A 25414-nucleotide genomic window follows, 5' to 3' on the forward strand; every position below is an offset into this window, starting at 1 on the left:
CCTAGTTCTGAACTACCTTTGAACTATGTCCGATCTCCAAGAGGTCACCTTCTCCGAACTCCTCCAACGCCCGAACGAAACCGTCGAGAAGCTGAAGAACACCCGTCGCCGAGCCCTGCGCGTCCACCGCCGCGGCTCCGAGGACGACCTTGCGCTGACCACCATCGCAAAGGTGGACGAGGACCACGAGATCCTCGTGCTGACGGTTCGGGTGCTCCGGGCAGTGATGGGCGACCCGATGACTCGGTCGCGATTCCTGCTGGACCTGCTGCCGCAGGTCTTTCCGTGGATCGCGTTCCTTCCTGCGGAGGCGCGGGTGTCCTTCGCGCAGGAGCTCGTCGACATCATGGATGCCAGCGCCGATCTCCGGGTCAACGCGCCCGTGCTCCAATTGATCCTCGAGTGGCGCAACACCGCCGAGATCTACGCCGATCCGGAGCTGCTCGCGATCCTGACTTCGACCGATCGAGGCGACTTCGGTCCGGTGCCCCGCCCGGCGGCCGAGTGACCCCGGCGAAGCGTGGCGACCGCGTTGCGCCGCCGGCCGGGCGGGATCAATGGGAGGTCAGGTTCCACACCTCGCAGGCGGCGAAGGGCTGGGAGGAGCTCTGTCGTCAGGTGCCCGGCAATACGGCGAGGGCCTGGGAAGAGATTCGGCGTGAACCGCAACCGGCCGTCCGCACGAGTCGCCGGCTGCGATTGAAGGGGCCGCTTGCGTACGACGATGGCCTCGAGCAGTGGCAGTACGAGGTGACCGGAGGTGGGCGTATCTGGTACTTGGTCGACACCGACAAGAACACCGTGTGGATCACGTATGCCGGGACCGGGCACCCGAAGGCGACCGACTGATCAGTTCGGGTTTTGGCCCTTGGGGATGGGTTGGGGGGTGTAGATGACGGGGAGGCAGACGGAGGTGCCGGCGGGGACGGTGATGGAGGCCGGGCCCTTGGCGTTGAGTTTGGTGTACTTGGTGCCTACGACGAGGTCCACGGTGTGGCTGTCGCGGCCGTCGGCTACGGGGACCGGCTTCTGGGCCAGTTGGCCGGCTACTAGTTGGAGCTCGGGGGAGTTGGCGGCGTTACCGCGGATCTCGACGGTGTCGACCTTGTCGCCCTTGGGCTCGTTGGCGATCTTGGCTACGTGGAAGCCGCGCTTCTTGAGCAGGTCGGCGACCTTGGCGGCGGTGCCGGCTTTGGCGCCGCCGTTGTAGACGTTGACCGAGACCTGCTTGGGGACCAGGCGGTTGTTCTCGAGCTTCTGGTCCACGCAGGTCGGGCCGGCGCTGGTGTTGATCAGCGAGTTCCAGCCCCACCAGGCGCCGCCGACCAGGATGGACAGCAGGATGACCATGGTGATGGGCGTGCGCCAGTGGATGCGCAGCGAGGGGCGCGGCTGGGGGTGGAGGGCGGTCATCGTGATCAGTCCACGACCAGAACCCGGGCGTGCAGAACCAGCCGCTGCTGCAGTGCCGCTCGCAGCGCGCGGTGCAAACCGTCCTCGAGGAACATCTCACCCCTCCATTCGACGACGTGGGCGAACAGGTCGCCGTAGAACGTCGAGTCCTCGTCGAGCAGTGCATTGAGGTCGAGCGTGCCTTTGGTCGTCACCAGCTGGTCCAGCCGCACCTGCCGTGGTGGCAGCGACGACCAGTCCTTCGGCTTGAGCCCGTGGTCCGGGTACGGCCTTTCCTCCCCGACACGCTTGAAGATCACCCCCCGAAGTCTAGCGTTGTCAGAGGTCGCGTGAGAGGTCATAAACGTCACCGGAACAGTCCGGAACCAAGGATCAACCTTTTGGATGAGTTGTACGTCATACCCAGGTTGTAGATCGTGAGGTAATAGCATGCGGCCATGACCGAGACAGCCGACGTCGTCGAGACCGTCAAGCAGGGATACGCGTTCGAGGGGGCGGCGATCGAGCTCGGTGCGCTGCTGGCCGACGGGGAGCCGAAACCGGAGGCGGCGGTCCGGATCCCGTTGTCGATGGTGAACCGGCACGGGCTGGTGGCCGGGGCGACCGGTACCGGCAAGACGAAGACGCTGCAGCTGATGGCCGAGCAGTTGTCGGCGGCCGGGGTGGCGGTGTTCGCCGCGGACATCAAGGGTGACCTGTCCGGGATCTCGCAGCCGGGTGTGAGCAACGAGAAGTTGCTGGCCCGGACCAAGACGATCGGTCAGGAGTGGACCGCGACCGGTTTCCCGACCGAGTTCTACGCGCTCGGCGGGCAGGGCACCGGGATCCCGATCCGGGCGACCGTGACGTCGTTCGGGCCGGTGTTGCTGTCGAAGGTGCTCGGGCTGAACGACGTCCAGGAGTCGTCGCTCGGGCTGATCTTCCACTACGCCGACAAGCAGGGTCTGACGCTGCTCGACCTGAAGGACCTGCGTGCGGTCATCACGCACCTGGCCAGTGACGAGGGCAAGGCCGACCTGAAGGACCTGGGTGGGCTGTCCGCCGCGACCGCCGGCGTGATCCTGCGGGCGCTGATCGGATTCGCCGACCAGGGCGCCGAGGCGTTCTTCGGGGAGCCCGAGTTCGACACCGCCGACCTGCTGCAGCAGCGGGACGGCAAGGGCGTCATCTCGCTGCTCGAGCTGCCGAACCTGCAGGACCGGCCGGCGCTGTTCTCGACGTTCCTGATGTGGCTGCTGGCCGACCTCTTCCACGACCTGCCCGAGGTCGGCGACGTGGACAAGCCGAAGCTGGTCTTCTTCTTCGACGAGGCGCACCTGCTGTTCAACGACGCCTCGAAGGCGTTCCTGGACTCGATCGCGCAGACCGTCCGGCTGATCCGGTCGAAGGGTGTCGGCGTCTTCTTCGTCACCCAGACCCCGAAGGACGTGCCGGACGACGTTCTCGCCCAGCTCGGTTCGCGGGTCCAGCACCAACTGCGCGCCCACACGCCGAACGACGCCAAGGCGCTCAAGGCGACCGTGTCCACGTTCCCGAACTCGGCGTACGACCTCGGTGAGGTGCTCACCCAACTCGGCATCGGCGAGGCGATCGTGACGGTGATGAACGAGAAGGGTGCACCGACCCCGGTCGCCTGGACCCGGTTGCGCGCACCGCTGTCGCTGATGGCCCCGGCTGCCGCCGACCAGATGACCGCGGCGGTCCAGGGCTCCCCGAACAACGCGAAGTACTCGCAGGTCCTCGACCGGGAGTCGGCGTACGAGATCCTCGCCAAGAAGGTGCAGGCGGGCGCCGAGCAGGCTCAGGCCGAGGAGCAGGCGAAGCAGCAGGAGCAGCACGAGCAGCCGGTACCCCGCGGCCGGGCGCCGAAGCCGGAGAAGTCGATGGTCGAGCAGGTCATCGGTTCGTCGGCGTTCAAGCAGTTCGCCCGTACGGCGGGTCGCGAAATCGTCCGCGGTCTGTTCGGCGCTGCCCGTCGCCGGCGGTAATCACTCGGGGATGCGCTCCGGGTCCGCTCAGCGGACCCGGCCGCCGATTCTGCGGTACGGACCAGAGCAGCCGGGAAACCTTTTCGAGACCGTCCGGTCTGCCGAAAACCTAGTGATATCAAGGTCTTTCCGTTTGATGATTGATCAAACGACTGAATCCGCCGGCACTGATCATCGTTTCCACATTGTCATCCAGGCCGCTCCGTCGCGGATTGGGACGAGACGCTCACTCGTCGTACCGTGGGAGTAATGGTTGCGCAGAGTAGGCGATCGGTACGGAAATGGGCGCTGTGGACCCTGACGGTCCCGGCGTTCGTTGTCGTCGTGCTCGTCGACTTCGCCGCCCTCGGGTACGGCGTGCAGACGTTCACCGAATTGCCGAGCTGGCGTGGGCTGGACGTGGTGGCCGCGTTGACGGTCTCGGCCCTGATCGCGGTCGAGGGCGCGCGCCGGGTGGAGAACCGCCGCCGGCGCGGTGGCGCCTTGCACAAGGACCTCGCCCCGGCGTGGATGATCGCGGCCGCGATCATCCTGCATCCGGCGCTGGCGATCCTGGTCGTGGTGCTGCTGCGGATCTGGTGGCGGATCCGGGCCGGCAAATGCATCCCGTACCGGTGGGCATTCTCGACCTCGGTGCATGTGCTCGCCGTCGGGGCCGCGCACGAGGTGTTCGTTTCGGCGCGCGAGCTGTTCGGCGGTAGTGAGCTGGCGCTGGTCGCCTCGATGGTGCTGACCGCAGTCACCTTCGTCGCGACCGACGCGCTGCTCTGCGGCCTGGCCATCTCGCTGATCCTGCCGGGCAGCAGCCGCCAGGAGACGGTCGGTGGGCTCGACGACCTCTGTATCGACGCGACCGCTGCGATGTTCGGCTGTCTGCTGGCCGGAGCCTGTCTGATCAGCCCGTGGTTCGCCTTCGTGGCGATCCCGATCACGTTGACTGCTCAGCGCGCGCTGCTGCTCGGCCAACTGGAGTCCGAGGCGCAGACCGATCCGAAGACCAGCCTGACCCGCGTCGACTGGTGGCGCCGGCAGACCGAGGAGATGCTGCGCGGGGCACGCACCCAGCGCGAGCAGATGGCTGTGCTGCTGATCGACATCGACCACTTCAAGCAGGTCAACGACCGGCACGGTCACCTGGTCGGCGACGAGGCGCTGCGGGCGGTCGCCACGATCCTGCGCAGTGCGATCCGGGCCAAGGACGTGATCGGCCGGTTCGGCGGCGAGGAGTTCGTGATCGCCCTGCCCGACACCGGGATCGACGAGGCCACGGTGACCGCGGACCGGCTGCGCAACGCGGTGGCCGCGAGTCCGCTGGCCGCGATGTGCGCCGGCGTCCTCGACGACCCTGACCTGGATCCGGACACCTTCCATCTGACCGTGTCGGTCGGGGTCTCGGTTTACCCGGCCGACGGCATCAGTGTCGACGACCTGCTGCTGCGCGCCGACCGAGCCATGTACGCCGCCAAAGCAGCCGGCCGTAATCGGGTCCGCCTCGCCGCCGACCTCTCGGTCATCACCACCCCCAAGCCCCACCCCCGCCCGGTCGCAACCGGCGCCGCCGCCCCCACCGACCGCGCCTGACCCAACCCCATCCCATCCCGTCCCACCCCATCCCACCCCTTGGCGCCCCTTCGCGCCCAAAGGTGGGTCCGCTGCTCTTTGTGCACGAACCTCCACTTTGAGAACCCACCGACCATTTCGGCGGGCTCCGCGTGGTTGGTGGGTGCACAAAGATGCGATCCGTGCACAAGGGTGGGGCGGCTGCTCTTTGGGGGGATGGGGGGTGGGGTGGGCGGGATCGGGGGTTTGAGAGTCGGCAGAACCTTTTCGTGTGCGACTGCGTCCTTAGGAGTGATTACTGTGGACGGAGAGCGAATGAGTCGTGACGACGACTTCACTGCGTTTGTGCTGGCCAGGTCCGGTCGGTTGGTGCACTTCGCCCGGATGCTGTGTGGCGATGCCACGCTGGCCGAGGACCTGGTGCAGAACGCGCTGGAGAAGGCCTACCTGCGCTGGGACCGGATCGAGCTCGCCGATCCGTTCGCGTACGTCCGGCAGGCCGTGGTCAATCAACATCTGTCCTGGGTACGGCGTCGCCCGTGGCGCGAGCGGCCGAGTGGAGCCACGGCCGAGCTCGACCTGCTGTTCGTCGACACACCGGTTTCCGATCAGTCCGGGGCGGTCGATCGGCGGGTGACGGTCGGGGCCGCGCTGGCCACGTTGAGCCGTCGGGAGCGAACGATCGTCGTACTGCGTTATGTCGAGGATCTGACCGAGCGCGAGACGGCTGCGGTGCTCGGGATCGCGCTCGGCACGGTGAAGAGTGCGAATGCCCGGGCGCTCGACAAACTGCGAGCTGCGCCGGAACTAAGTGGGGTGACGCGATGAACGAGGATGAGCTCCGGACCGTGCTGGCTCCGGACGGCAGTGTCGCGCCGCTGGATCCGATGCGGGTGATCGCGGGGGCGCGGCGACGACGGACAGTTCGCGGTATGGCGGCCGGCGTGGCTGCGGTTGGTGTCGCCGGGCTTGCCACGGCTGGGATCCTCATCGGGCTGGCGCCTGGTGCCGCGCCGGAGCCTGCGGGACCGCCCGCGCCGCCGGTGGTCACGCCGAGCCCTAAGCCGAAGGCCACGCCGACGCCGTCAACACCGGCTACGCCGACACCGTATGCGCCGACGCCTACCCCGACGCAGACGCCAGGTGACGAACCGACGCCGAACACTCCGCCGCCGAAACCCCAAAAGACGCCCAGCAATACCCCGGTCGGTACCCCGAGCAAGTTCCCGACCCCGCCGTCGACATCGGGAAGTCCTGCCTGAGCAGAACCTTTTCGGCACCCGGTCGCGTCCTTCAGCCCGACCGAACGACGAATAGGTGGTGGAGGGCAACTAATGGACGAAGCAGGCCGGAAGCGGCGGACGACTCGGATCGTGCTGGGCGGAGTGAGCGCCGCAGTGGTGGTGCTGCTGGCAGTCGGCGGGACGGCGATGGCACGCAGCGGCGGTGGAGATCCCCCGCCCACCCCGACGCCGAGCTACGCGCCGACCCCGCCGACCACCGCGACGCCACTGCCGAGCGACCCGGCAACCCCGCCCCCGACGGCGACGCCGAGCCCGAGCAAGCCGACGCCGCCCCCGACGGCAACCCCGAGCGGTGCGCCGACTCCGACCCCGGCCGAGCCGCCGAGCGAGCCGACGAAGCGGCCGGCCAACCCGTCGACCCCGACCCCGACGGCAACCCCGAGCGACGCGCCGACCCCGAGCCCTCTCGAGCCGCCGCGCAAGCCGACAAAGCAGCCGACGCCGTCCAAGGCGCCGTGGCCGACCCCAACCCAGTCCCCGGGCAAATAGTTCAGAACGAAGAAGCGCCGTACGAACCGATTGCGGATCGTACGGCGCTTCGTCGTACTCAGCAGGCGCCGAAGGTGCCGGCGGAGACCCACGCCTTGGCGACATACATCCCGGGGTGGACGCGGAGCCAGACGTTGCTGGTGCCTTGCGAACCGGAGACGCTCTGGCCCGTGGTCTGGCACTCGACCGTGACCTGCGCCGACTTGCCGGCCATGCCGACGACCGCGCCGGTGGAGCTGGAGGTGCTGCGGAGGTTCAGGTAGCCGGACGTGATCGACACCGTGCCGCGGCCGCCGTCACCGGTCCACAGGTAGGTGACGTCGACGAAGCCGTTGTTCGACATCCCGAGCGCGTCCCAGAAGGTGCCGTCCGCGAGGTCGATCCCGGCCGGGTTCGCGACCGTGCGGCCGAACTGGTCCTTCCCGCCGTTGTACCCGTTCTGGTATGCCGCCTGCGCCTCAGGCTTGCCCTGCGGCAGGTCTTTCCACATCTCGCGGGTGGCGCTCGGGTTCCAGTAGTCGTCCTTGGTGTTCCACGGGCCGACGTCCCACACCGGCTCGAAGGCGCACCGCGTCGCCGTACAGACCTTCACCGAGTAGTTGCCCGAGCCGTTGCCGGCCAGGCCGCGTCGGGACGGCAGGGCGACGAAGTGGTCGCGGCTGACGATCACGTGCCCGTTGGCCGTCGTACCGCCGACGAGTCCTTCGCGAGTGGCGAAGACGCGCGACTTGAGCGGCGCGGCCTGCACGGTCATCCGGCCGGGTGCCACCTTGTCGGTCGGCAGGACGGTGACGTCGCCAACCCACGGCTGCGCACCGGTCGGCGGCGCGCTGACGATGATGCGCAGCTGCACCTGGTCACTCGCGCCAGGCAGCGCAGTCGGCGTACCGGCGCTTGCCGGCGTCCACTCCGACCAGCGGTCATTGACCCAAGCCCGTACGTCGACCTCTGCCGACGAACCGTCCGGCGTACCGGTGCTGTAGTTGGCGACGACCGCTGATGTCGGTGCGTCGAATCGGACCGGGGTGAGCTCGGCGAGGCCCGAGCGCTGCTTGATTTCGGCCGAACCCATCGCGGCCGGCGCATCGCCGAGGATGATCCGATTGCCGTCGTACCGGACGTTGCTGGCGCCGCTGATGGGCTGTGGGGCGGCCGAGCTCGGCAGACCGATCGTCAAGAGTGTGAGAGCTATCGCGAGACAGGCTGCGAGCTTCGTAGGTCGAGTGATACGCATGACGCGGAACCTCCGGGGCGGTGAAGGTACAGCTCGAAGGAACCAATGTGACAAAGAAACCTCTCTTCTGTACAGCCTGTGAATAAATTTCTTCGAAGGAGTTGGTGACAGAACAGAACCTAGTCGGTCACCCAGGGGGTTTGGACCGGTGTGACAGAGGCAGAGGAGATTCGATGACCCGGACCGCGGACGCCGATTTCGAGCGCTTCGTGCAGACCCAGTCAACCCCGCTGCTCCGCTTTGCGGAGATGCTCTGCGGCGATCGGCACAACGCCGAGGACCTGGTGCAACAGGCGTTGATGCGGTCGTATCCGAAATGGCACCGATTGGACGGCGATCAAGTGCGCTATGTCCGACGCGTGCTGGTCAACCGGTTCCTCACCCAGGCCCGCCGGCGCTGGAACAACGAAGTACCCAGCGATCCGGTTGAGAACGATTGGGACCAGCGAGCGGTAGCGGACTTCGCCCAGCAGGTGCAGACCAGAGAGGCCGTGCTCTCGGCCTTGGCCGGTCTGACTGTTCGGGAGAGAGCCGTCGTCGCGCTGCGCTACTCGCAGGATCTCTCCGAGGCCGAGACTGCCGAGCTCCTCGGTATGGCTCCCGGGACCGTCAAGTCGACGTCCTCCCGGGCGCTGGCCAAGTTGCGCCTGGCACCCGACCTGATCGACAGCGTAGTTGGAGGAAACTGATGAGTGACGAGCAGCGGGTACGCAGCGCTCTCGAGTACGACCTGGAGCCGTTCACCCCGAACGCGGGTGAGCTGATGCGGCGCGGCAAGCGCCTCGCGTGGGTCCGGCGCGGTCTGGCCGCGGCGGGCGTCACCGCCCTGGCCGGAACCGTGGCAACGGTGTCGGCCGCGGTCGGGGGACCTGCCCCGGTCAAGAACCTGTTCGCCGGTGGCCCGAAGCCGCCGCCCGTGACGGTGCCGAACGACGTCCCGAAGCCGTCGGTCGACCCGACCTGCCTGCCCGGCAAGCCCGACGTACCGTCGAAGCCGGACGTGCCGGCCAAGCCGACGCTGCCGGTGGTGACGGTCAGCAAGACGATCGACCCGAACCAGCAGCCCACGCTGCCGACGACGAAGCCGAACCTGCCGGGCAAGCCCACCGTCCCGACGGCCAAGCCGTCGCTGCCGGGTAAGCCGTCGCTCCCGACGACGAAGCCGACGGTTCCGGGCGGTACGCCGTCCTTCCCGACGACGAAGCCGTCGCTGCCGGGTAAGCCGACCCTGCCGACGACGAAGCCGTCGCTCCCGGGCAAGCCGACCCTGCCGACGACCAAGCCGTCGCTCCCGGGCAAGCCCACGCTCCCGACGAGCAAGCCGTCGCTGCCGAGCAAGCCGAACCTGCCGGGCAAGCCCAGCGTCCCGACCGCGAAGCCGTCCCTGCCGGGTAAGCCGACCCTGCCGAACTGCGTGCACGGCGTCCCGACCACGGCTCCGTCGCTGCCGTCGAAGCCGGGCAAGCCGTCGGTGCCCGCGCCGAAGCCGGACGTGCCGAAGCCGGCCGCCCCGACCGTCAAGGTCTCCGGTGGCGTCAAGATCACGATCGACCCGGGCAAGCAGCCGCAGAGCAAGCCGTCGATCCCGACCACCAAGCCGACCTTCCCGACCACGAAGCCCAGCGTCCCGACGCCGAGCTTCCCGACCACCTTCCCGACCGGCCACCCCTCCTCAGGCCGGTAGGGCGAATCGGTCACCGGCGAGCGGGTGGTGGGCGGAACCACCTACCTCGCCGGTGACCAGCAATCCGTCGGCCTGCTCACGGTCGGCTCCACCGAGCGGCCCCGTTCCGGCACCCTCCCCCCTGCTGCCGGAGCGGGGCCGTCGGTTATGCCAGCTTCCGCAGTAGTTCGGCGGTCGCGTCGTCGGCGGGATAGAACGACTCGATCATCAGCTCGGAGACGGTGACGTCGAGCGGCGTCCCGAAGGTCGCGATCATGGTCAGCAGCGAGAGCCGCTCGCCTTGATAGGTCAGCTCGAACGGTACGACGACCTCGGCCGGCCCGGGATTCGCCGGCTGATCGTCGGCCGCGTAGCCGCGAAGTTCGTCGTACAGGTCCTGGAGTTCGGGGTCGGCGGTGCTGACGACCTGGCGTTGCAGACTGGCCAGTGCGGCGGCACGAACGTCGGCCAGGTTGGTGATCCGGCTCGCCAGTCCGTCCGGGTGCAGGGTCAGCCGGAGTGCGTTGATTGGTGCCTTGAGCAACTTTTCGTCGACATTCGCGGTGAAGATCTTGATACCGGCATTGGCCTCGACGATGTTCCACCAGCGGTCAACCACGAGGGCCGGGTAGGGCTGATGCGCCTCCAGTAACCGGCGCAACGTGGTCCGGATCGCCAGCATGGCCGGCGAATGCAGCGACGACTCGCTGTAGATCGGCGCGTACCCACCGGCCAGCAGGAGCTGGTTGCGATCCCGCAGCGGTACGTCGAGATGTTCCGCGAGACGCAGCACCATGTCGCGGCTCGGTTGCGACCGCCCGGTCTCGACGAAGCTGACGTGTCGCGTGGACACCTCGACCCGGTTCGCGAGATCGAGCTGACTCAGCCGCCGATGCTCGCGCCAGCCGCGCAGCAACTCACCGACCGGGCGCTGGAACGTCTCTGTCATACCCCGACAGTAGCCATCGGTGTAGCGACCGCCATTACCTCTGACGTCATCGACCGTACGCCGTCCGTCGCGGCAAGGTTCTGGTCATCCGAACCAACCAGGAGGAAACGATGACCACGCAGACTCTCGCCGACCAGTACTTCGCGACCTGGAACGAGCCCGACGCCGACCGCCGGGCCGAACTGATCGCGGCGACCTGGACCGAGACCTCGACCTTCGTCGACCCGAGCTTCGAGACGCACGGCCACGACGAACTCAACAAGCTGATCGGTGCCGCCCAGCAGATGTTCCCCGGGCTGTCCTTCGTCCGCATCGGCGAGATCGATGACCACCACATCTACCGCCGCTGGACCTGGCACCTGCAGGCGGAGGGTCAGGAGCCGGTCGCAGGCGGTACCGACATCGTCCATGTCGATGCCGACGGCCGCATCACGCACCTGATCGGCTTCCACGACTTCGCTCCGGAGCACTGAACCGGAGGCGTCGTAGGTTGCGGGCATGTGGAAAAAGCTGAGTGGGGTGCTTGGTGCAGGGGTGCTGCTCGCCGGGTTGATTCCGGCGGGTACGGCGGCCGCGGTGGGGCTGCAGTGGAAGGAGTGCAAGCCGGGCGCGGTCGAGCAGTGCGCGACGCTGAAGGTGCCGCTGAACTGGTCGAAGCCGTCCGGGCCGACGACGAACGTCTTCGTCGTGAAGGTGCCGGCCAAGGACCAGGCGCACAAGCGCGGGTCGCTCGTCTTCAATCCGGGCGGCCCGGGCGGTGCCGGTGGGTCGATCTTCGAGGCCGGGCTGGCCGACGCGTTCCTCGGTCCGCTGCGGGACAACTACGACCTGGTCAGCTTCGACCCCCGCGGTACCGGGCAGAGCAGTCAGCTGAACTGCGGCCCGGTACTGCGCCCCGGCGTACCGGTGTTCCCGAAGAACCAGGCGCAGTACGACGCGATGGTCGCGGCCAGCCGCGCTACCGGTGAGCAGTGCCTCAAGCAGCACGGCGACCTGATGCGGAACCTGGACACCCGGACCGTGGCGCGCGACATCGACGCGATCCGGGCTGCGCTGGGGGAGCGCAAACTCAGCTTCTTCGGGATGTCGTACGGGTCGTTCCTCGGCACGATGTACGCGCAGATGTTCCCGCACCGGGTCGACCGGATGCTGCTCGACGGAATCATCGATCACTCGCAGGGCTCGCGGCGGTTCATGCTCGAGGAAGCCAAGTCGATGGAGAGCGAGTTCAACGGGTTCATCGACTGGTGCGCCACGGACGCCGCCTGTGAGCTGCACGGGCAGGACGTCGGTGTGCTCTGGGACAAGACGGTCGCGAAGGCCGACAAGACCCCGCTGACCAGTTCGTTCGGGCCGGTCACCGGTGACGTGATGCGGATGTCGCTGCCCGCACTGCTGCCGAAGCTCGGGATGTTCGGCGCGGACTGGACCGGACTCGCAGGTGCCCTCGCCAAGGCAGCCAAGGGCGACGGGTCCGGCTTCGCCACCAGCTACCTGAACAACTACGAGACCGCCTACGCAGCCGTCTCCTGCATGGACCTGCCCGGCGAACTCAAGGGGTACGCCGACGCCCGCGCCCGGATGGCTCTCGCCAAAGCCGTCGCCCCGCGCGTCGGTGCCGCCGTCGAGGGCTGGGTCATGGCCGCCGCCTGCTCCGGCTGGCCGATCCCGCCGAGCAACCCGTGGCAGCGCACCCCGGTCCACGGCGCACCGCCGATCCTGATCGCCTCGTCGACCAACGACCCGTCCACTCCGGTCTCAGGCGCCCGAGGTCTGGCCCGTCAGATCGACAACAGCCACCTGTTCATCGCCGAGGCCCACGGCCACACCGCCTACCTCAACTCCGAATGCGCCCGCACCAACATCACGACGTACTTCCTGAAGGGCACGCTGCCGGCCAACAAAGCCTGCCGGTGATCAGAGCGCTCTGAGTAGCCGCTCGCAGCGCACTGGGTCTTCGGTGAGGCCGTCGCCTAGGCCCCAGAGCCAGTAGTCGACCGCACGGAACACCGTCCAGTGGCGGGCCCGGTCCCGGACCAGGCCCGCCTCCTGGACGACAAGGTCGAAGTACGGCGGGATCTCGGCCATCTCGTCGAGTTGCATCCACAGCACCCGGCCGAGGTCGAACTCGATGTCGCCGCGATAGAGCAGCGGATCGACCGTCACCCAGGCCTCACGCTCGCCCGCCAACACCTGATGAACATGCAGGTCCCCGTTGACCGAGAGGTCCACCGCCGGCTCAGTCAGCTCCGGTGCGATCTCCAACGCCGTACGGAGGAAGCCGACATCGAACGGGCGCCCGAGCTCCTCCCACTGCTTCTCCAGCTCAGCTGGCCGCTCTCGCACGATCTCGCCGGTGGAGAGTGCCCCAGGCCGCGGCGGTACGGCGAGTCGCCGCATCATCCGGCCGAGTACGGCCATGGCCTCGTCCAGCGGTCGAGTCGCGAGCGGCGTCGACAGTCGCTCCAGCAACATCGCGCCGGCGGCCGGATCGGCGTCGTACAGGAGGACCATCCCGCGACCGTCCCACCAGCGCAGCGCCTGCACGTGCTCATCGGTCCCGGGCCCGGGCGGTGTCATCCGGAGGACGAACTCGTCGGCGCCGCGGCGGACGGGGATGACGAGCGCGTTCGAACCCCAGGCGAGCGGGCCGTCCGGTTCCAGGTTCCAGGCGGTGCACTGGGCTTTCACGAGATTTGGGAGCGCGTCCAGCCAGGATGTGCCGTCATGCCACCACCGTGGCATCTGCCGAAAGCCGTCCGGGACGTCGATCATGGGTGCAGAGTAGGGGGCAGGCCTCGGTAGGGGGAGTGAGTTTTTTGCAGTTCGATCTGGGAGTCTCGCAGCAGGTGGAGGCGGTCTATACCTCTGCGGATGTGGTGGAGCAGCGCCGAGTCGTGCGCGCGGCGCTGGCGTTGCGGCCGGGGGACCGCGTGCTGGACATCGGGGTCGGGCCGGGCCTCCTGGCGGCGGAGATGGCCGCCGAGGTCGGGCCGGACGGGCGGATCTGCGGGATCGACATCAGCGAGAGCATGCTGGCGATCGCCGCGACCCGGGCCGAGGTCGCGGGCGGGCCGACGATCGAGCTCGAGCTCGCGTCGGCCGGGCGGATCCCGCATGCGGCCGAGAGTTTCGACGTGGTGGTGTCCACCCAGGTCTTCGAGTACATCGAGGACGTGGCCGGCGCACTCGAGGAGGTACGGCGGGTGCTCCGCCCGGGCGGGCGTGTCGTGCTGCTCGACACCGACTGGGATTCGCTGGTCTGGCGGTCGAGTGACGACGAGCGGATGCGGCGGGTGCTGACCGCGTTCGAGCAGCACCTCGCGGATCCGCATCTGCCGCGCACGTTCGACGACGTACTGACGAAGGCCGGGTTCACGGTGACCCACCTGCAGGCGGTGCCGCTGCTCAACGCCCGGTACGACGAACGGTCGTACAGCGCGGGGCTGATCGACATCGTCGCCGGGTTCGTGCCCGGTCGGGACAAGGTCACCGACGTGGAGGCGAAGGCGTGGGCGGACGACCTGCGTGGTCTCGGCTCCGGCTACTTCTTCAGCCTGAACCGGTATCTGTTCGTGGCGTCTGCCCTGTAGTTCTTCAAGCCCAGATCCGAGCTCGGCGGGCGCACCTGGGATGCGCCCGCCGGGGCCGGTCGTTCTCCCGCCCCTCAGTGGGAGAACTCGCGGCTCGGTGAGTCTCACCCATGCCCGAATGACACTGACTGAACCGCGGGACGCCCCTAGTGGTACCCCACTCCGGCCGCGAGCACACCTCGACGCACGCGGGAAGCTCAGAAAACTTGACGTGCATCGAACCTTTTCCTGCTCGGACAGCCATTGAGGGTGCTCCGTCCGACGCTTACGCTGACGGCGATTCCGCCGCCCAGGGGAGGTTGCGGGACGCCCTGGGGAAGGAACAGGCATGTCCCACGAGGTCCGGGTGACCTGGCGAGGCAAGTCCATGAATAAGCGAACGGTGGCGATGGTCGAGGCCGCCGAGAAACTGCTGCACTCGAGGATGGCGATCCTGCAGGGGTCGTACAACAAGGGCGGTGTCGGGGCTTCGGCCGGCACCCATGACGGCGGCGGCGCGGTCGATATCGACGTACGGCGATTGGCTCCCGCCTCGCGGGTCGCGGTCGTGAAGGCACTCCGGCAGGTCGGATTCGCAGCCTGGCTGCGGACGCCGTCCCAAGGCAGTTGGCCGTTCCACGTGCACGCGATCGCGGTCGCCGACAAAGACCTGTCGGCGAGCGCGGCGCGGCAAGTCGCGGACTACCACCAGAAGCGGAACGGTCTGAAGAACCGCGGCAAGGATGATGGTCCGCCCGGGTACTACTGGATGACCTGGGAGCTGTACCAGAAGTCGCGGACGCCTCCGCTGCCCGAGCCCGACTCGATCATCTCGCTGGCCGCGATGCGCTACGCCGCGACGCACGACGTGATGACCGGCGCGTGGGGCGCGGACCGGCTCAAGGTGCTGGCGTGGGCGGCGCATCCGAAGGTGGGCGCGCTGGTCAAGGCCGAGCTGGCGCCGCCGCGGGGAGTGCCGTGGCATGTGCACTTCCGGCGGATGATGCGCAAGATCGAGGCGCACTACCAGCTCCGGAACACGGGTCAATTCGATCCGGGGGTGGCGGCGCAGATGAAGCGGTTCGGGTACAAAATCGTTGCCTAGAGCATCGAACCTTTAAATCGACAAGGCCCCACCGGTAGCAGCCGGTGGGGCCTTGGTGGTCCACTACCGCCCGGGCATTCCCGGTGCAGCTGTGGAGGTGGAGAGCGGAACCGACGCCGATGCAGGGGTCAAGACGTCAGCTCCGCTTGTCTGTGTTGAGTTATTTCGCCGAGTTCACAGCCCAGACCTGCGCCTGGTGGAACTCGAGGTGCTGCCGTAAGGCAGCCGGGGTGCCGACCGATCCGAGGTGGTTCATCGCGGGCACGACAACTGCCCGAACGTCGGACCGCTTCACCTCCTCGAGCAGTGCGTGGAATGCCGCGGATTCGGCCGTGTCGCGCTCGGTGTAGACCGTCCCGAGGGTGAATCCCTCGGCGCTGGCGAAGGCGGCGAGGGAATCCGTCGCCGCGGCCAGCTCCTCCGCGCAACTCAGCGCGTCGGCCCGCACATATCCGAGCAGCGTCGGCCGGGTCGTCATTGACCCGGCCCTGCCACAACGTCCGCCGGCACCGGCTCGCTCGTCACCCGAAGGGAGGCGAAGCGCCGCTGCATGGCTTCCTCGTACTGCGCTGCCTGCTCCGCTGTGGCGGTGTGGTCCGCGATCGGGTGAGCGCCGAACCAAACCCGCACCCGGAAGTGCGCGGTGGGGGTTTCCAGCGTCTCGGTCATCAGCGGTCCTTCGGCAGTCTCGGTCGGCGCCCCGGACGGCTTTGTCCGGTGCTGAGAAAAGAACACCTCATCGCTGCCTCCGCAGGAACACTTTCGCAGGGACCTTTACAGAGCCTTGACGCAGAGTAGGGAAACCCTACGAATCCCCTGGTCAGAGCGGTCTCACCGGATGCTTATCCGCCCTTGGTAATGACCTGTCAAGAATGTTTGCACGGATTTACCAATAACGATTCGGGCGCTCGGCCGACGTTTCGAAGCAGCTGGAAATGTCGTACTTCCTGCTAACCCTGTGCGGCCATTCGATTACGCACTGCTGGCTGCAATCCGCCGAGCGCGATCAGCGCCCCGAGCCCGGCCGCGATCAGCGGTACCAGCAGACCGTTGCGGAAGGCATCGATCGTCAACTCGTCCGCCGAAGCCAGTACGGCGGCCACCACCGCGAGCCCGAGTGCGGCCCCGAACTGGAACGAGGTGGTCAGCACGCCACTGGCCAGCCCTTGCTCGTCTTCGGCGACCCGGTCGGTGGCTGCGATCGTCAACGGCCCGTACGCCAGCGCGAACCCGAGACCGAGCAGCAGGAACGTCGGCAGCATGGCGGCGAACGTCGTACCGAGGGGCAGGAAGGCGGCGTAACCGAGGATGGCGAGCGCGAAGCCGCCGAACACCACCTTGCCGTTGCCGAAGCGGTTCACAAGCCAGGGCGTCAGGGTCGGCGCCAGTACGGCGTCGATGCCGATCACCATCAGCGCCAGTCCGGTCTTCCACTCCGACCAGCCGCGCAGCTCCTGCAGGTACAGCACCGCGACGAACTGGAATCCGACGAACGCCCCGACCAGCAGGATCGCGCCGAGGTTTGCCCGGATCAGCGCGGGGTTCCGCAGCAGGCCGAGCCGGATCAGCGGGCTGGCCACTCGCTTCTCGACCGCGACGAAGGCGGCGAGCAACGCCGTACCGGCTGCTGCGGTCACCAGGGACTGCGAGAGGGACACGTCGGGTGCGCGGACGACAGTGGCGACGAGGAGCAGCATTGCGCCGGTGAGGGTGAAGGCGCCGAGCAGGTCGAATCCGCCGCGCTGGTCAGGCCGTTCGGCGTCCCGAGGGATCAGGGCGATCGCCGCGGCCAGGATCACGGCCGACACTAGGACCGGCGCGAAGAAGACCCAGCGCCAGTCGATGGTGGTGAGCAGTCCGCCGGTGACCATGCCGAGCGAGAAGCCGCCGGCCGCCGTACCGGCGTACACGAGCAGGGCCTTGTTGCGTTGCGGGCCCTCCGGGTAGGTGGTCGTGATGATCGACAGGCCGGCCGGTGTCATGAAGGCCGCCGCGACGCCAGTGGCGAACCGGGCCAGGATCAGCACCCAGCCTTCGGTCGCGAACCCGCCGAGACCGCTGAACAGCAGGAACACGACGAGCCAGCCGACGAACATCCGGCGGCGTCCGAGCAGGTCCGCGGCGCGGCCGCCGAGGAGGACGAAGCCGCCGTAGCTGAGCGCGTAGGCGCTGACGACCCACTGCAGTTCGCCGGTGCTGAGGCCGAGTTCGGCGCGGATCGAGGGCAGCGCGACGCCCATCATCGAGACGTCGATGCCCTCCAGGAAGATCGCGCCGCAGAGCACGAACAGGACAGCCCACGAACGGGCGGTCAGGGTTGTTGACACGAAAACTCCCAGGTCGTTGATGGTTCTCTCTTGTAACTGACCCCATCTTCAGGAACCATCGGCAACTATGGAAGAAGGCACTTCAAAGGAACCGAGTCACTCCTGCTGCACCGAGGAGGCCTTCCAGTGGGACACCCGGGAGGACTGTGACGTCCGGCAGATCCTGGACCGGATCGGCGACAAGTGGTCGTTGCTGGTGATCGCACTGCTCGACGACGGGTCGATGCGGTTCACCGAACTGAAGAAGACGATCGACGGGATCAGCCAGCGGATGCTGACGGTCACCCTGCGCCAGTTGGAGCGGGACGGCCTGGTCAAGCGGACCGTCTACCCGGTCGTGCCGCCGCGCGTCGACTACGAGCTCACGCCGCTCGGTGTCACCCTGCACGCGACCATCCAGTCGCTGGTCACCTGGACCGAGACGCATCAGATGGAGATCGCTAGCTCCCGAGCTCGGTACGACGCGGCTGCGGCTGTGGCTTCCGAGTGAATGCTGCCGGATGACTCGGTACGGCGAGCAGCGTCAACGCGCCTGCGATCACGGCGAACCCCGCTAGCGCGTTGAGCGTTGTCGGCAGGCCGATGAGCAGTGTCGCGGCCGGTGCGGCGAGGGCGCCGATGATGAGGGCGAGTGAGTCGGCGGCGAAGAAGAGGGCGCCGATGCGGGCGAGCATGTCCGGTGGAGCGGTTCGCTGGATGGCGGTCTCGGCGGTGATCAGCAGGATGCTGCCGGGGAGCCCGATCAGGACCGCGGCGCCGATCGCTGTGGCTACGTTCGGTGCGTTGACGAGGAAGAAGAAGGCGGCGGCGGTGGCGAGTTGGGTTGTGGCCAGGAGTTCGCGGATTCCCAGCCAGGACTGGGCTTTCGAGCTGAGGGCGGCGCCGAGCAGGTAGCCCGCGCCGAGGCCCGAGATGAGGTAGCCGATCGTCGCGCCGGGTGCGTGCAGGCGCTCGACGGTGAAGGGGACGAGGAGTGCGGTCAGGCCGGCGTTCGCGGTCAGGAAGAGCGTTTGGCCGAGTAGTACTCCGCGCAGGGCTCGGTGGCGAACGACGTACTGGATGCCTGGGCGGACGCCGCCGCTGGCGGTGCGTGGGTAGGCGCGGATCGTCGAGATGATTGCCGCTGACAACAAATAGCTGGCGATGTCGATGATCAGGACTGTCGTCATGCCGGGGCCGGCCAGGAGGAGGGCGCCGAGGGGCGGGGCGGCCAGGCGGATCGCGCTGGCGGTGGTGGCGGTGATCGCGTTGGCTTTGGCCAGTTCTGGGCCGGTGCCGACGACTGCGGGGATCAGTGCGCGCGAGGCTGGTCGGAAGACCGTGGTGGCTGCGTTCTCGACCAGGACGGCAAGGAAGATCAGCCAGATGCAGTGTCCGGCAAACAGGATCGCTGCGACTGCGGCTGCGCTGACCAGGTCGGCGATCCAGAGGGCGCGCGAGAGGTCCCATCGGTCCAGCAGGGCACCGGCCCAGGGGCCGAGCAGTAGTGGGGGCAGGGCTTCTAGGGCCAGCGTCAGCCCGGTGGCGGCCGCTGAACCGGTCAGTGTGAACACCTGGACCGGCAGGGCGACGACGAGCAGCCAGGAGCCGATACCGGAGACTCCGCTGCTGATCCACAACCGCCGGAAATCGCTGTTCACAGGGCGAGAAGCTATCTTGATGGGATAGCTCTTTGCAAGAGTGTTCTGTGGGAATAGAGTGCTCGGATGGAGTTGGGCGAAGTACTGCGTGATCGCCGGAAGGCGGCCGGGCGCACGATCGCGTCGGTCGCGATGGACGCCGGGCTGTCGGTGCCCTATATCGCGAACCTGGAGAACGGTCGCGGCAATCCGACCGTCGCCGCGCTGGACCGGCTGGCCGAGGCGCTCGGGGCGCGGCTCGAGGTGCGGATCAGCGGGGAGGCCGTGGCGGAGGTGCCGTCGGTGGCTGCGGGACTGGTCGACGGCTCGCCGCGTGCGGCCGAGCTGGTGCAGGCGGTCGCTCGCCGGGGGCGGACGCGGGCAGCGATTCGGGACGAGCTCGTCCGGACCCTCGACGTACTGGGAAACCTGCTCGGGCAGCCGGTTGAGGCAGCGGATCTCGACCGGTTGCTCGACTTGGTTCTACTGGCCGAAATGCGGTCGAGCGGGCCTAGGCGCACGCATTAGGGTCGGAGGTATGCAGATCGGGGCGCGGATCGCGCGAGCACAGTTGAGCGGCTTGGGCAGGTCGCGCCGGCAGATCGTCGTCGGGCCGTTGGTGGGCCTCCTGCACGACGACGACGCGTGGTACCTGTCGACGATGGTCGCGGCCGAGCCCGGTACGCCGTTCGATCCGGACGAGGTCCGCGAATCGGTGACGATCCTGCGGAAGGCCTTCGCGGCCGAGGGACGCTGGTTGAGTGCCGAGCTGATCGAGGAGGCAAACCCGGGCCTGGCCGAGGAGCTGGAGACTCACGGGATGACGATCGTCTCGCGTCCGCCGCTGCTCGTCGTCTCGGATGACGATCTGGTGCAGCCGGACCTGCCTGCTGGGGTGACCGTTCAGTTGGTGGGCTCGGATGCGGATCAGGCCGACGCGAACGCGGTCTCCGCGGATGCTTACTCGATTGAGACCGCCGGCTTCACCTATCAGCCGGTGCTCGGGGACGGCGGTGCGGTGCTCGTCCGGGTGGACGGCGTCCCGGCTGCGACTGCCGCGTGGACTGCGGTCGCCGATGGTGTCACCGAGGTGGCCGGGGTCGGCACGATCCACAGTCATCGCCGACAGGGGCTCGCCGGGATCGCGACGGCGTACGCGACTCAGTTCGCCTTCGAGCAGGCCGGCGCCACGCTCGCCTGGCTCACCCCGGGTGACGACGGCGCCGACCGCGTCTACCGCCGGGTCGGCTACACGCCGCAGGCGACCGCCGTACACCTGGGTGATCCAGGCGGTCATCTCAACGACCTGCGCTGACTGTGCAACCCCGCTCTCCTGACTTCTCGTATTGAGGGGGACAGAGGAGAGTGGAGGGCCGATGGTGGACCGGGATCAGGAGTACGTCGAGTTCGTCGCGGCGGCGAGTTCGTCGCTGCGGCGGACCGCGTTCCTGGTGTGTGGCGATTGGCATCGCGCCGACGACGTCGTACAGGACGCTTTGTGCAGGCTGTACCGGTCGTGGGCGAAGGTCGATCGCGACGGGAACCCGCTCGCCTACGCCCGCCGTACGGTCGTCAACGCGGCCCTGGACAGCGGCCGGCGCCCCTGGCGCCGGGAAGTGCCGACCGCAGACCTGCCCGCGGACCGGGTCACGCACGCCGACCCGGCCGCCGGCCACGCCGACCGGGACGAGGTCCTGACCGCCCTTGCGACCCTTGCTCCGCGGCAGCGGGCCTGTGTCGTGCTGCGGTACTACGAGGACCTGTCCGTCGAGCAGACCGCCCGGATCCTCGGGTGCTCGGAAGGCACGGTGAAGAGCCAGGCCGCTCGTGGTCTCGACACTCTCCGAACCGCCATCGACGAGGCCCGCCGGATCGGTAGGCCGGCATGAAGGAGAACCCCATGGACGACGAACGCGTCGTCGGCGCCGAACTCGAACGACTCGCCGCCAACGATCCACTGGCCCCGATCGACCCCCAAGCCATGCTCACCCGCGGCCGCCGCAGCCGCCGTACCCGCCGTCTTCTCAGTGGCGGCGGTGGGATCGCAGCGGTCGCCGTGATCGCCCTCGGCGCCAGCGCGCTGAACGGCCAGACCGCGGCCACGCCGGAGCCCCAGATCGCGAGCCCGCGGACCACGACGGCAGACCCGGACTTCACTGCGGTCCCGGGCGTTCCGCGCGGCGAGGACGGCGCCGGCGCCACGCTGGCACTGGCGGAGGTCAACCGTCGCTGCAGCCTGCGGAATCCTGCGGTCGAGCGTCCGGTCCGGCCGGCCGCGCCCAACCTGCAGTCGGGGACGACGGTTCAGTACGACCTGCGGCGGGGCGATCACGCGGCGAACTGCACAATCCCCGGCGGCGACCGGCCGTCGGCCGCACTCGCCGAGGCCGCCCGCAAGGACCCGGTCCCGAAGACCGTGGCCGACCAGCTGCGCAACTGTTCGGTCCACTTCTGGACCGATCTGCGGAACTGGAAGGTGCTGACCTCCGACCTCCAACCCGGCCTCGCGTCCGCCTTGGTCGCCAAGTCGCCGTCCGGCCGGAGCATCGTCACCTGCATCCTCGAGATCACGCCGTACGAAGGGCCGCAGCTCAGCGCCGACTCGCGGATCCTCCGGACCGCCAACACCGGACGCAACACCTTCAGCCAGGTCTTCACCACCATCCCGGGTGGTCAGCACGGCTGCTCGCCCACCACCCACGACAAGTGCAAGGGCTGGCTCTACACCCAGACCGGCCGGATGCCGTCGAACGTGGCCCGAGTCCGCATCGAGCCGATCGCCGGTGGCAAGCACGACATCACGGTCACCGACGGTTGGTTCGCCCTGGCCTGGCTGAGCAGTGATTCCCAGGCACGGCCGGACGCGAAGGCGACGGCGTACGACAAGAACGGAAAGGTCGTGCAGGTCCTCGGCGGTTAGTGGCACCATCTCGGGCATGAGCGGAGTCGTCGAGCAGCGGAGTATCGATGTTGTCCCGGCCGACGAGCGGCACGGTACGCCGCTCAGCCAGTTCACCTTGTGGTTCGGCGCGAACATGCAGGTCACAGCGGTTGTCGACGGTGCGTTGGCGGTGGTCTTCGGCGCCGACGCACTGTGGGCGATCATCGGGCTGCTGCTCGGCAACATCTTCGGCGGCATCGTGATGGCCCTCCACTCCGCGCAGGGTCCGCGACTCGGCTTGCCGCAGATGATCTCCAGTCGCGCGCAATTCGGGGTGTACGGCGCCGTCGTACCGCTCGTGCTCGTCGTCGTCATGTACCTCGGCTTCGCCGCCACCGGGACGGTGCTTGCGGGGCAGGCGATCAACAAGATCCTGCACGTCGGGCCGACCGCCGTCGGGATCGTGGTCTTCGGCGTACTGACCGCGGTCGTCGCCACGCTCGGCTATCGCTGGATCCATCTGCTCGGTCGTCTGGCAACGGTCTGCGGCGTACTCGGGTTCACCTACCTGGGCATCCGCCTGCTGGTGACTTCGGACGTAGGTGCTCTGTTCGGCGCCAAGCCCTTCGACTGGGTGTCGTTCCTGCTCGCCATCTCACTCGGCGCCGGCTGGCAACTCACCTTCGGCCCCTACGTCGCCGACTACTCGCGCTACCTGCCCGCGGACACTCCCGAGCGTCACACCTTCCTTGCCACCTTCCTGGGCAGCGTCATCGGCTCCCAGTGGTCGATGACCCTAGGCGCCCTCGTCGCAGCCGGCGGCGCCGGCTTCCTCGCCAACCAGGTCGGCTACCTAGGCTCCCTGGCCGGCCCCATCGCCATCCTCATCTACCTGGTCATCGTCATCGGCAAACTAGCCGTCAACTGCCTCAACGCCTACGGCGGCTCAATGACCCTCCTCACCACAGTCACCGCCTTCAACCGATCAACCCGCATCGGCCCAGCGGCACGCGCGGCGTACACGATCGCGTTCCTGGCCGTCTCAGTCCTGATCGCCCTCTTCGCCTCAAAAGACTTCCTCGACAACTTCAAGAACTTCGTCCTGGTTCTCCTGATGGTCTTCACCCCCTGGAGCGCCATCAACCTGACCGACTACTACCTGATCTCCCGAGAACGTGTAGACATCCCAGCCTTGTACGACCCTGCCGGCCGCTACGGCACCTGGAACGTGACAGCCCTCGTCTCCTACTTCGTCGGCATAGCCGCCCAAATCCCCTTCCTAGCCCAAAAGCTCTACACCGGCCCAGTCACAGAGTTGCTAGGCGGCGCCGACATCTCCTGGCTCATAGGCCTCCTGGTAACCACCGCCCTCTACCTCCCCTGGTCCCGCCAAACCGCCAACCCACCACCGCAAACCATCGGGGGATAGGCCCACCCCCGCGCCACTGTGCTTGCTCGTCATGCCCGCGTGGCTGATCTGCACAACGACAGGAGGTATCGGCTGAAGCATGCCCGAGCTCCATCCCGCCGAGCGTGCGCGGGCACATGCGTAGACACCTACTTCCTGTCGTTCGGCCGATGATGGTGGCCGCAGAATGGTTCGGTGAGATCACTGGTGGCTGCCGATGGATGAGCAAGCGTTGACCGGAGGCCGATCCCGGTCGGGTGTCGCGCTCGTGGCCGGGACGGTACGCCGTCCTCTGACAAGTCGTTCGCCCTTTGTGCACAAGGTATTAGAGCGACTCGAGGCAGCCGGCGTAACGGGAGTGCCCCGCCTCCACGGCACAGATGAACAGGGCCGGGAGATCCTCGACTATCTCCCCGGCAACACCGCAAGCGGGAGATCGCACTGGTCGGGCGACCAACTAGCCGACGTGATGCAAATCGTCCGCCGGATGCACGACGCACTCGCAGGCACCCCGGAGGCGGACGGCCACGAAACGGTTTGCCACAACGACCTCGCCCCGTGGAACACCATCGTCGCGGACGACCACATCGTCGGCATCATCGACTTCGACCTAGTTGCTCCAGGCGCCCGCACTGACGATCTGGGCTATCTCCTGTGGACCTTCCTAGACCTCGGATCGCCCCTCCACACACCTGAACACAGCGCCCGCCAGATGCGCGCCGCGCTGACCGCCTACCTAGAGCCCGCACCCCTGAATTCCGAGACTCTGACGGCCGATCTCCTCCCCGCCATCCGCCGGCAACAAGAACGCGTCCTCGCCTTCCGAGCCAGCCAAGACGACGCCTTCTCCAGCACCCAAGCGGCAGCAATCCGCCAGTCGATCGACTGGCTCACCCGACACCAACGCGAACTCGAGTCAGTCCTCCAGCCCTGAGCCGATCCGCAGCGCGCCGTCGAGAGTGGCCAGCATCGAGTAGTACCCGTGGGCCTGGATAAGCTCCACCAACTCTCGATCGGACAACTCGAGCTGCACATCGGCAAACGTGGCGTCGTCGATCCGCGGACTGTCGACCAGCGCCCGCGCAAACCGGTACACAGCCTGATCCCGGTCGTCAAAGGACTCAATCTCGTCCGCCCCCGACAACAACGCCCCCTGCTCCGCAGCACTCAACACCCGCACATGCGGAAAGTGCCGCTCCACCAGGTACGTCGACCCCGCGGCGCGCGTGACCACAGCCGCGGCAATCTCCACCAACCGCTCGTCCAACTCCAAGCTGTCATGGATCGCCTGCCCGAGCTTCATCACCAACTCAGCAGTCCCCTCGGCCAACGCCAACGTCAGAAACATCCGCGGATCCGGCGGCAACCGCTCATGCCAGTCCTTCAACACACCAGTCAGCTGCTCAGGGTCGGCGTACACAATCCGTGCCATCCACCGACCCTAACCACCCCGCCACCTTACCGCCCGCCTTTCCACCCACACGCAACCCGCCAACGCCCACGCCTTCAGCCGTGATGGCCGCGTCCCTTCGCGAACCCCAACGCCATCACAACCACACGTCGGCACCCACCTCCAGGCGTACGCCGCTCCACAGCTCCCAGTTGTGATGGCCCGTGCGTCCGCAACCACCCGGGCACTGACCGCCACACGCGTGCATCGCCCTTCGCGCTCAGGTGGTTAGCCCTGCGGCTCGTGTCTGCAAAGCCGAGCCGACTGGTACGTCGCCAAGGACATGAGGAGGTGGGTGATTCGCGAGTGGATTAGGTGTTGCCGACGCTCACGGGTTGAGGCAGCGGGCGACTACTACGTGTCCTTAGCGACGCTGTGGGAGCAGCGCCGCACGGTGTTCGTCCTGCGAGTGTCTACAGAGCTCAGCTCCACCCTGGCGTTTCGAGCCAGCC

Annotated in this window: 30 protein-coding genes; 20 read left to right on the forward strand and 10 right to left on the reverse strand. The window is 67.7% G+C overall.

Going from position 1 to position 25414, the window contains the following annotated elements; genetic code table 11:
• Positions 1-25: 25 nt before the first annotated feature.
• Together ACFTSF_RS02270 and ACFTSF_RS02275 are read left to right on the forward strand one after the other, a co-directional pair.
• The gene (locus ACFTSF_RS02270) at positions 26-508 is read left to right on the forward strand and encodes a hypothetical protein (RefSeq protein ID WP_344147942.1); all 483 of its coding nucleotides are present in this window, start codon (positions 26-28) and stop codon (positions 506-508) included.
• Positions 505-849 (forward strand): hypothetical protein, encoded by a 345-nt coding sequence (locus ACFTSF_RS02275; protein WP_344147945.1) that lies wholly within the window; start codon positions 505-507, stop codon positions 847-849. The genes ACFTSF_RS02270 and ACFTSF_RS02275 overlap by 4 nt, the downstream gene beginning before the upstream one ends.
• On the opposite strand, the gene ACFTSF_RS02280 is transcribed toward ACFTSF_RS02275, so the two are convergent.
• Both ACFTSF_RS02280 and ACFTSF_RS02285 read right to left on the reverse strand, forming a co-directional pair.
• Complete coding sequence (locus tag ACFTSF_RS02280; RefSeq protein WP_344147948.1) at positions 850-1413, reverse strand: LytR C-terminal domain-containing protein; 564 nt, start codon at positions 1411-1413, stop codon at positions 850-852. It abuts the gene before it with no gap.
• Positions 1414-1418: 5 nt separating this feature from the next.
• Positions 1419-1712: a type II toxin-antitoxin system VapB family antitoxin gene (locus tag ACFTSF_RS02285; RefSeq protein ID WP_344147951.1), complete on the reverse strand. Its 294-nt coding sequence runs from the start codon at positions 1710-1712 to the stop codon at positions 1419-1421.
• Between the two features lie 138 nt (positions 1713-1850).
• Here ACFTSF_RS02285 and ACFTSF_RS02290 point away from each other — a divergent pair, with 138 nt between their 5' ends.
• The 5 genes from ACFTSF_RS02290 (at position 1851) to ACFTSF_RS02310 (ending at position 6754) form a co-directional block, all read left to right on the forward strand.
• A complete protein-coding gene (locus ACFTSF_RS02290; RefSeq protein WP_344147954.1) occupies positions 1851-3401 on the forward strand; it encodes a helicase HerA-like domain-containing protein in 1551 nt (516 codons plus the stop codon).
• A 249-nt stretch (positions 3402-3650) separates the two neighbouring features.
• Entirely contained in the window at positions 3651-4982 is a 1332-nt protein-coding gene (locus tag ACFTSF_RS02295) for a diguanylate cyclase (protein WP_380152083.1), read from the forward strand.
• Between the two features lie 294 nt (positions 4983-5276).
• The gene (locus ACFTSF_RS02300) at positions 5277-5789 is read left to right on the forward strand and encodes a SigE family RNA polymerase sigma factor (RefSeq protein ID WP_380152084.1); all 513 of its coding nucleotides are present in this window, start codon (positions 5277-5279) and stop codon (positions 5787-5789) included.
• The gene (locus ACFTSF_RS02305) at positions 5786-6223 is read left to right on the forward strand and encodes a hypothetical protein (RefSeq protein ID WP_380152085.1); all 438 of its coding nucleotides are present in this window, start codon (positions 5786-5788) and stop codon (positions 6221-6223) included. The genes ACFTSF_RS02300 and ACFTSF_RS02305 overlap by 4 nt, the downstream gene beginning before the upstream one ends.
• Positions 6224-6295: 72 nt before the next feature.
• A complete protein-coding gene (locus tag ACFTSF_RS02310; protein WP_380152086.1) occupies positions 6296-6754 on the forward strand; it encodes a hypothetical protein in 459 nt (152 codons plus the stop codon).
• Between the two features lie 58 nt (positions 6755-6812).
• Here the strand turns inward: ACFTSF_RS02310 and ACFTSF_RS02315 are convergent, their stop codons facing one another.
• On the reverse strand, positions 6813-7988 hold the full coding sequence (locus ACFTSF_RS02315; RefSeq protein WP_380152087.1) for a hypothetical protein: 1176 nt from the start codon (positions 7986-7988) through the stop codon (positions 6813-6815).
• Between the two features lie 173 nt (positions 7989-8161).
• Here ACFTSF_RS02315 and ACFTSF_RS02320 point away from each other — a divergent pair, with 173 nt between their 5' ends.
• Positions 8162-8677 (forward strand): SigE family RNA polymerase sigma factor, encoded by a 516-nt coding sequence (locus ACFTSF_RS02320; RefSeq protein ID WP_344147968.1) that lies wholly within the window; start codon positions 8162-8164, stop codon positions 8675-8677.
• Positions 8677-9672, forward strand: a complete 996-nt coding sequence (locus tag ACFTSF_RS02325; RefSeq protein WP_380152089.1) for a hypothetical protein — start codon at positions 8677-8679, stop codon at positions 9670-9672. The genes ACFTSF_RS02320 and ACFTSF_RS02325 overlap by 1 nt, the downstream gene beginning before the upstream one ends.
• 145 nt (positions 9673-9817) lie before the next feature.
• Here the strand turns inward: ACFTSF_RS02325 and ACFTSF_RS02330 are convergent, their stop codons facing one another.
• Positions 9818-10600, reverse strand: a complete 783-nt coding sequence (locus ACFTSF_RS02330; RefSeq protein WP_380152090.1) for a helix-turn-helix domain-containing protein — start codon at positions 10598-10600, stop codon at positions 9818-9820.
• Positions 10601-10710: 110 nt separating this feature from the next.
• On the opposite strand from ACFTSF_RS02330, the gene ACFTSF_RS02335 reads away from it, so the two are divergent.
• Entirely contained in the window at positions 10711-11073 is a 363-nt protein-coding gene (locus ACFTSF_RS02335; RefSeq protein WP_380152091.1) for a nuclear transport factor 2 family protein, read from the forward strand.
• A gap of 25 nt (positions 11074-11098) precedes the next feature.
• Positions 11099-12517 carry an alpha/beta hydrolase gene (locus ACFTSF_RS02340; RefSeq protein ID WP_380152093.1) on the forward strand — a complete coding sequence of 473 codons (1419 nt, stop codon included), beginning with the start codon at positions 11099-11101 and terminating at the stop codon, positions 12515-12517.
• Here the strand turns inward: ACFTSF_RS02340 and ACFTSF_RS02345 are convergent, their stop codons facing one another.
• Positions 12518-13375, reverse strand: coding sequence for an aminoglycoside phosphotransferase family protein (locus ACFTSF_RS02345; protein WP_380152094.1), 858 nt, complete (start codon positions 13373-13375; stop codon positions 12518-12520).
• A 35-nt stretch (positions 13376-13410) separates the two neighbouring features.
• Here ACFTSF_RS02345 and ACFTSF_RS02350 point away from each other — a divergent pair, with 35 nt between their 5' ends.
• Both ACFTSF_RS02350 and ACFTSF_RS02355 read left to right on the forward strand, forming a co-directional pair.
• Positions 13411-14193, forward strand: coding sequence for a methyltransferase domain-containing protein (locus tag ACFTSF_RS02350; protein ID WP_344147986.1), 783 nt, complete (start codon positions 13411-13413; stop codon positions 14191-14193).
• 367 nt (positions 14194-14560) lie between these two features.
• On the forward strand, positions 14561-15277 hold the full coding sequence (locus tag ACFTSF_RS02355) for a hypothetical protein (RefSeq protein WP_380152095.1): 717 nt from the start codon (positions 14561-14563) through the stop codon (positions 15275-15277).
• Positions 15278-15437: 160 nt separating this feature from the next.
• Here ACFTSF_RS02355 and ACFTSF_RS02360 read toward each other — a convergent pair whose 3' ends face one another.
• From ACFTSF_RS02360 to ACFTSF_RS02370, 3 genes are all read right to left on the reverse strand, one after another.
• The gene (locus ACFTSF_RS02360) at positions 15438-15755 is read right to left on the reverse strand and encodes a hypothetical protein (RefSeq protein WP_380152096.1); all 318 of its coding nucleotides are present in this window, start codon (positions 15753-15755) and stop codon (positions 15438-15440) included.
• A complete protein-coding gene (locus ACFTSF_RS02365) occupies positions 15752-15946 on the reverse strand; it encodes a hypothetical protein (protein ID WP_344147995.1) in 195 nt (64 codons plus the stop codon). The genes ACFTSF_RS02360 and ACFTSF_RS02365 overlap by 4 nt, the downstream gene beginning before the upstream one ends.
• 281 nt (positions 15947-16227) lie before the next feature.
• On the reverse strand, positions 16228-17604 hold the full coding sequence (locus ACFTSF_RS02370) for an MFS transporter (protein ID WP_380152097.1): 1377 nt from the start codon (positions 17602-17604) through the stop codon (positions 16228-16230).
• 67 nt (positions 17605-17671) lie between these two features.
• Here ACFTSF_RS02370 and ACFTSF_RS02375 point away from each other — a divergent pair, with 67 nt between their 5' ends.
• Complete coding sequence (locus ACFTSF_RS02375) at positions 17672-18094, forward strand: winged helix-turn-helix transcriptional regulator (protein WP_380152098.1); 423 nt, start codon at positions 17672-17674, stop codon at positions 18092-18094.
• On the opposite strand, the gene ACFTSF_RS02380 is transcribed toward ACFTSF_RS02375, so the two are convergent.
• The gene (locus tag ACFTSF_RS02380) at positions 18045-19244 is read right to left on the reverse strand and encodes an MFS transporter (protein ID WP_380152099.1); all 1200 of its coding nucleotides are present in this window, start codon (positions 19242-19244) and stop codon (positions 18045-18047) included. The genes ACFTSF_RS02375 and ACFTSF_RS02380 overlap by 50 nt on opposite strands.
• 66 nt (positions 19245-19310) lie before the next feature.
• On the opposite strand from ACFTSF_RS02380, the gene ACFTSF_RS02385 reads away from it, so the two are divergent.
• From ACFTSF_RS02385 to ACFTSF_RS02410, 6 genes are all read left to right on the forward strand, one after another.
• On the forward strand, positions 19311-19751 hold the full coding sequence (locus ACFTSF_RS02385) for a helix-turn-helix domain-containing protein (RefSeq protein ID WP_380152100.1): 441 nt from the start codon (positions 19311-19313) through the stop codon (positions 19749-19751).
• Positions 19752-19761: 10 nt separating this feature from the next.
• Entirely contained in the window at positions 19762-20538 is a 777-nt protein-coding gene (locus tag ACFTSF_RS02390; RefSeq protein WP_380152101.1) for a GNAT family N-acetyltransferase, read from the forward strand.
• 61 nt (positions 20539-20599) lie between these two features.
• Positions 20600-21112 (forward strand): SigE family RNA polymerase sigma factor, encoded by a 513-nt coding sequence (locus ACFTSF_RS02395; protein WP_380152102.1) that lies wholly within the window; start codon positions 20600-20602, stop codon positions 21110-21112.
• 11 nt (positions 21113-21123) lie between these two features.
• Positions 21124-22143: a hypothetical protein gene (locus tag ACFTSF_RS02400; protein WP_380152103.1), complete on the forward strand. Its 1020-nt coding sequence runs from the start codon at positions 21124-21126 to the stop codon at positions 22141-22143.
• Between the two features lie 16 nt (positions 22144-22159).
• Positions 22160-23533: a purine-cytosine permease family protein gene (locus ACFTSF_RS02405; RefSeq protein WP_380152104.1), complete on the forward strand. Its 1374-nt coding sequence runs from the start codon at positions 22160-22162 to the stop codon at positions 23531-23533.
• Between the two features lie 196 nt (positions 23534-23729).
• Entirely contained in the window at positions 23730-24446 is a 717-nt protein-coding gene (locus ACFTSF_RS02410; RefSeq protein WP_380152105.1) for a phosphotransferase, read from the forward strand.
• On the opposite strand, the gene ACFTSF_RS02415 is transcribed toward ACFTSF_RS02410, so the two are convergent.
• Entirely contained in the window at positions 24429-24944 is a 516-nt protein-coding gene (locus tag ACFTSF_RS02415) for a carboxymuconolactone decarboxylase family protein (RefSeq protein WP_380152106.1), read from the reverse strand. The two genes, ACFTSF_RS02410 and ACFTSF_RS02415, sit on opposite strands and share 18 nt — an antisense overlap.
• Between the last annotated feature and the right edge of the window lie 470 nt (positions 24945-25414).

This window comes from Kribbella sp. NPDC056951 (assembly GCF_042674205.1).
Lineage (GTDB): Bacteria > Actinomycetota > Actinomycetes > Propionibacteriales > Kribbellaceae > Kribbella > Kribbella yunnanensis.

What these genes read in the sequence shown, in the direction of transcription:
- ACFTSF_RS02270 (WP_344147942.1), top strand. Translation starts at nt 26, where the DNA reads ATGTCCGATCTCCAAGAGGTCACCTTCTCCGAACTCCTCCAACGCCCG.
- ACFTSF_RS02280 (WP_344147948.1), bottom strand. Translation starts at nt 1,413, where the DNA reads ATGACCGCCCTCCACCCCCAGCCGCGCCCCTCGCTGCGCATCCACTGG.
- ACFTSF_RS02290 (WP_344147954.1), top strand. Translation starts at nt 1,851, where the DNA reads ATGACCGAGACAGCCGACGTCGTCGAGACCGTCAAGCAGGGATACGCG.
- ACFTSF_RS02295 (WP_380152083.1), top strand. Translation starts at nt 3,651, where the DNA reads ATGGTTGCGCAGAGTAGGCGATCGGTACGGAAATGGGCGCTGTGGACC.
- ACFTSF_RS02300 (WP_380152084.1), top strand. Translation starts at nt 5,277, where the DNA reads ATGAGTCGTGACGACGACTTCACTGCGTTTGTGCTGGCCAGGTCCGGT.
- ACFTSF_RS02305 (WP_380152085.1), top strand. Translation starts at nt 5,786, where the DNA reads ATGAACGAGGATGAGCTCCGGACCGTGCTGGCTCCGGACGGCAGTGTC.
- ACFTSF_RS02310 (WP_380152086.1), top strand. Translation starts at nt 6,296, where the DNA reads ATGGACGAAGCAGGCCGGAAGCGGCGGACGACTCGGATCGTGCTGGGC.
- ACFTSF_RS02315 (WP_380152087.1), bottom strand. Translation starts at nt 7,988, where the DNA reads ATGCGTATCACTCGACCTACGAAGCTCGCAGCCTGTCTCGCGATAGCT.
- ACFTSF_RS02320 (WP_344147968.1), top strand. Translation starts at nt 8,162, where the DNA reads ATGACCCGGACCGCGGACGCCGATTTCGAGCGCTTCGTGCAGACCCAG.
- ACFTSF_RS02325 (WP_380152089.1), top strand. Translation starts at nt 8,677, where the DNA reads ATGAGTGACGAGCAGCGGGTACGCAGCGCTCTCGAGTACGACCTGGAG.
- ACFTSF_RS02330 (WP_380152090.1), bottom strand. Translation starts at nt 10,600, where the DNA reads ATGACAGAGACGTTCCAGCGCCCGGTCGGTGAGTTGCTGCGCGGCTGG.
- ACFTSF_RS02335 (WP_380152091.1), top strand. Translation starts at nt 10,711, where the DNA reads ATGACCACGCAGACTCTCGCCGACCAGTACTTCGCGACCTGGAACGAG.
- ACFTSF_RS02340 (WP_380152093.1), top strand. Translation starts at nt 11,099, where the DNA reads ATGTGGAAAAAGCTGAGTGGGGTGCTTGGTGCAGGGGTGCTGCTCGCC.
- ACFTSF_RS02345 (WP_380152094.1), bottom strand. Translation starts at nt 13,375, where the DNA reads ATGATCGACGTCCCGGACGGCTTTCGGCAGATGCCACGGTGGTGGCAT.
- ACFTSF_RS02355 (WP_380152095.1), top strand. Translation starts at nt 14,561, where the DNA reads ATGAATAAGCGAACGGTGGCGATGGTCGAGGCCGCCGAGAAACTGCTG.
- ACFTSF_RS02360 (WP_380152096.1), bottom strand. Translation starts at nt 15,755, where the DNA reads ATGACGACCCGGCCGACGCTGCTCGGATATGTGCGGGCCGACGCGCTG.
- ACFTSF_RS02365 (WP_344147995.1), bottom strand. Translation starts at nt 15,946, where the DNA reads ATGACCGAGACGCTGGAAACCCCCACCGCGCACTTCCGGGTGCGGGTT.
- ACFTSF_RS02375 (WP_380152098.1), top strand. Translation starts at nt 17,672, where the DNA reads ATGGAAGAAGGCACTTCAAAGGAACCGAGTCACTCCTGCTGCACCGAG.
- ACFTSF_RS02385 (WP_380152100.1), top strand. Translation starts at nt 19,311, where the DNA reads ATGGAGTTGGGCGAAGTACTGCGTGATCGCCGGAAGGCGGCCGGGCGC.
- ACFTSF_RS02390 (WP_380152101.1), top strand. Translation starts at nt 19,762, where the DNA reads ATGCAGATCGGGGCGCGGATCGCGCGAGCACAGTTGAGCGGCTTGGGC.
- ACFTSF_RS02395 (WP_380152102.1), top strand. Translation starts at nt 20,600, where the DNA reads ATGGTGGACCGGGATCAGGAGTACGTCGAGTTCGTCGCGGCGGCGAGT.
- ACFTSF_RS02400 (WP_380152103.1), top strand. Translation starts at nt 21,124, where the DNA reads ATGGACGACGAACGCGTCGTCGGCGCCGAACTCGAACGACTCGCCGCC.
- ACFTSF_RS02405 (WP_380152104.1), top strand. Translation starts at nt 22,160, where the DNA reads ATGAGCGGAGTCGTCGAGCAGCGGAGTATCGATGTTGTCCCGGCCGAC.
- ACFTSF_RS02410 (WP_380152105.1), top strand. Translation starts at nt 23,730, where the DNA reads ATGGATGAGCAAGCGTTGACCGGAGGCCGATCCCGGTCGGGTGTCGCG.
- ACFTSF_RS02415 (WP_380152106.1), bottom strand. Translation starts at nt 24,944, where the DNA reads ATGGCACGGATTGTGTACGCCGACCCTGAGCAGCTGACTGGTGTGTTG.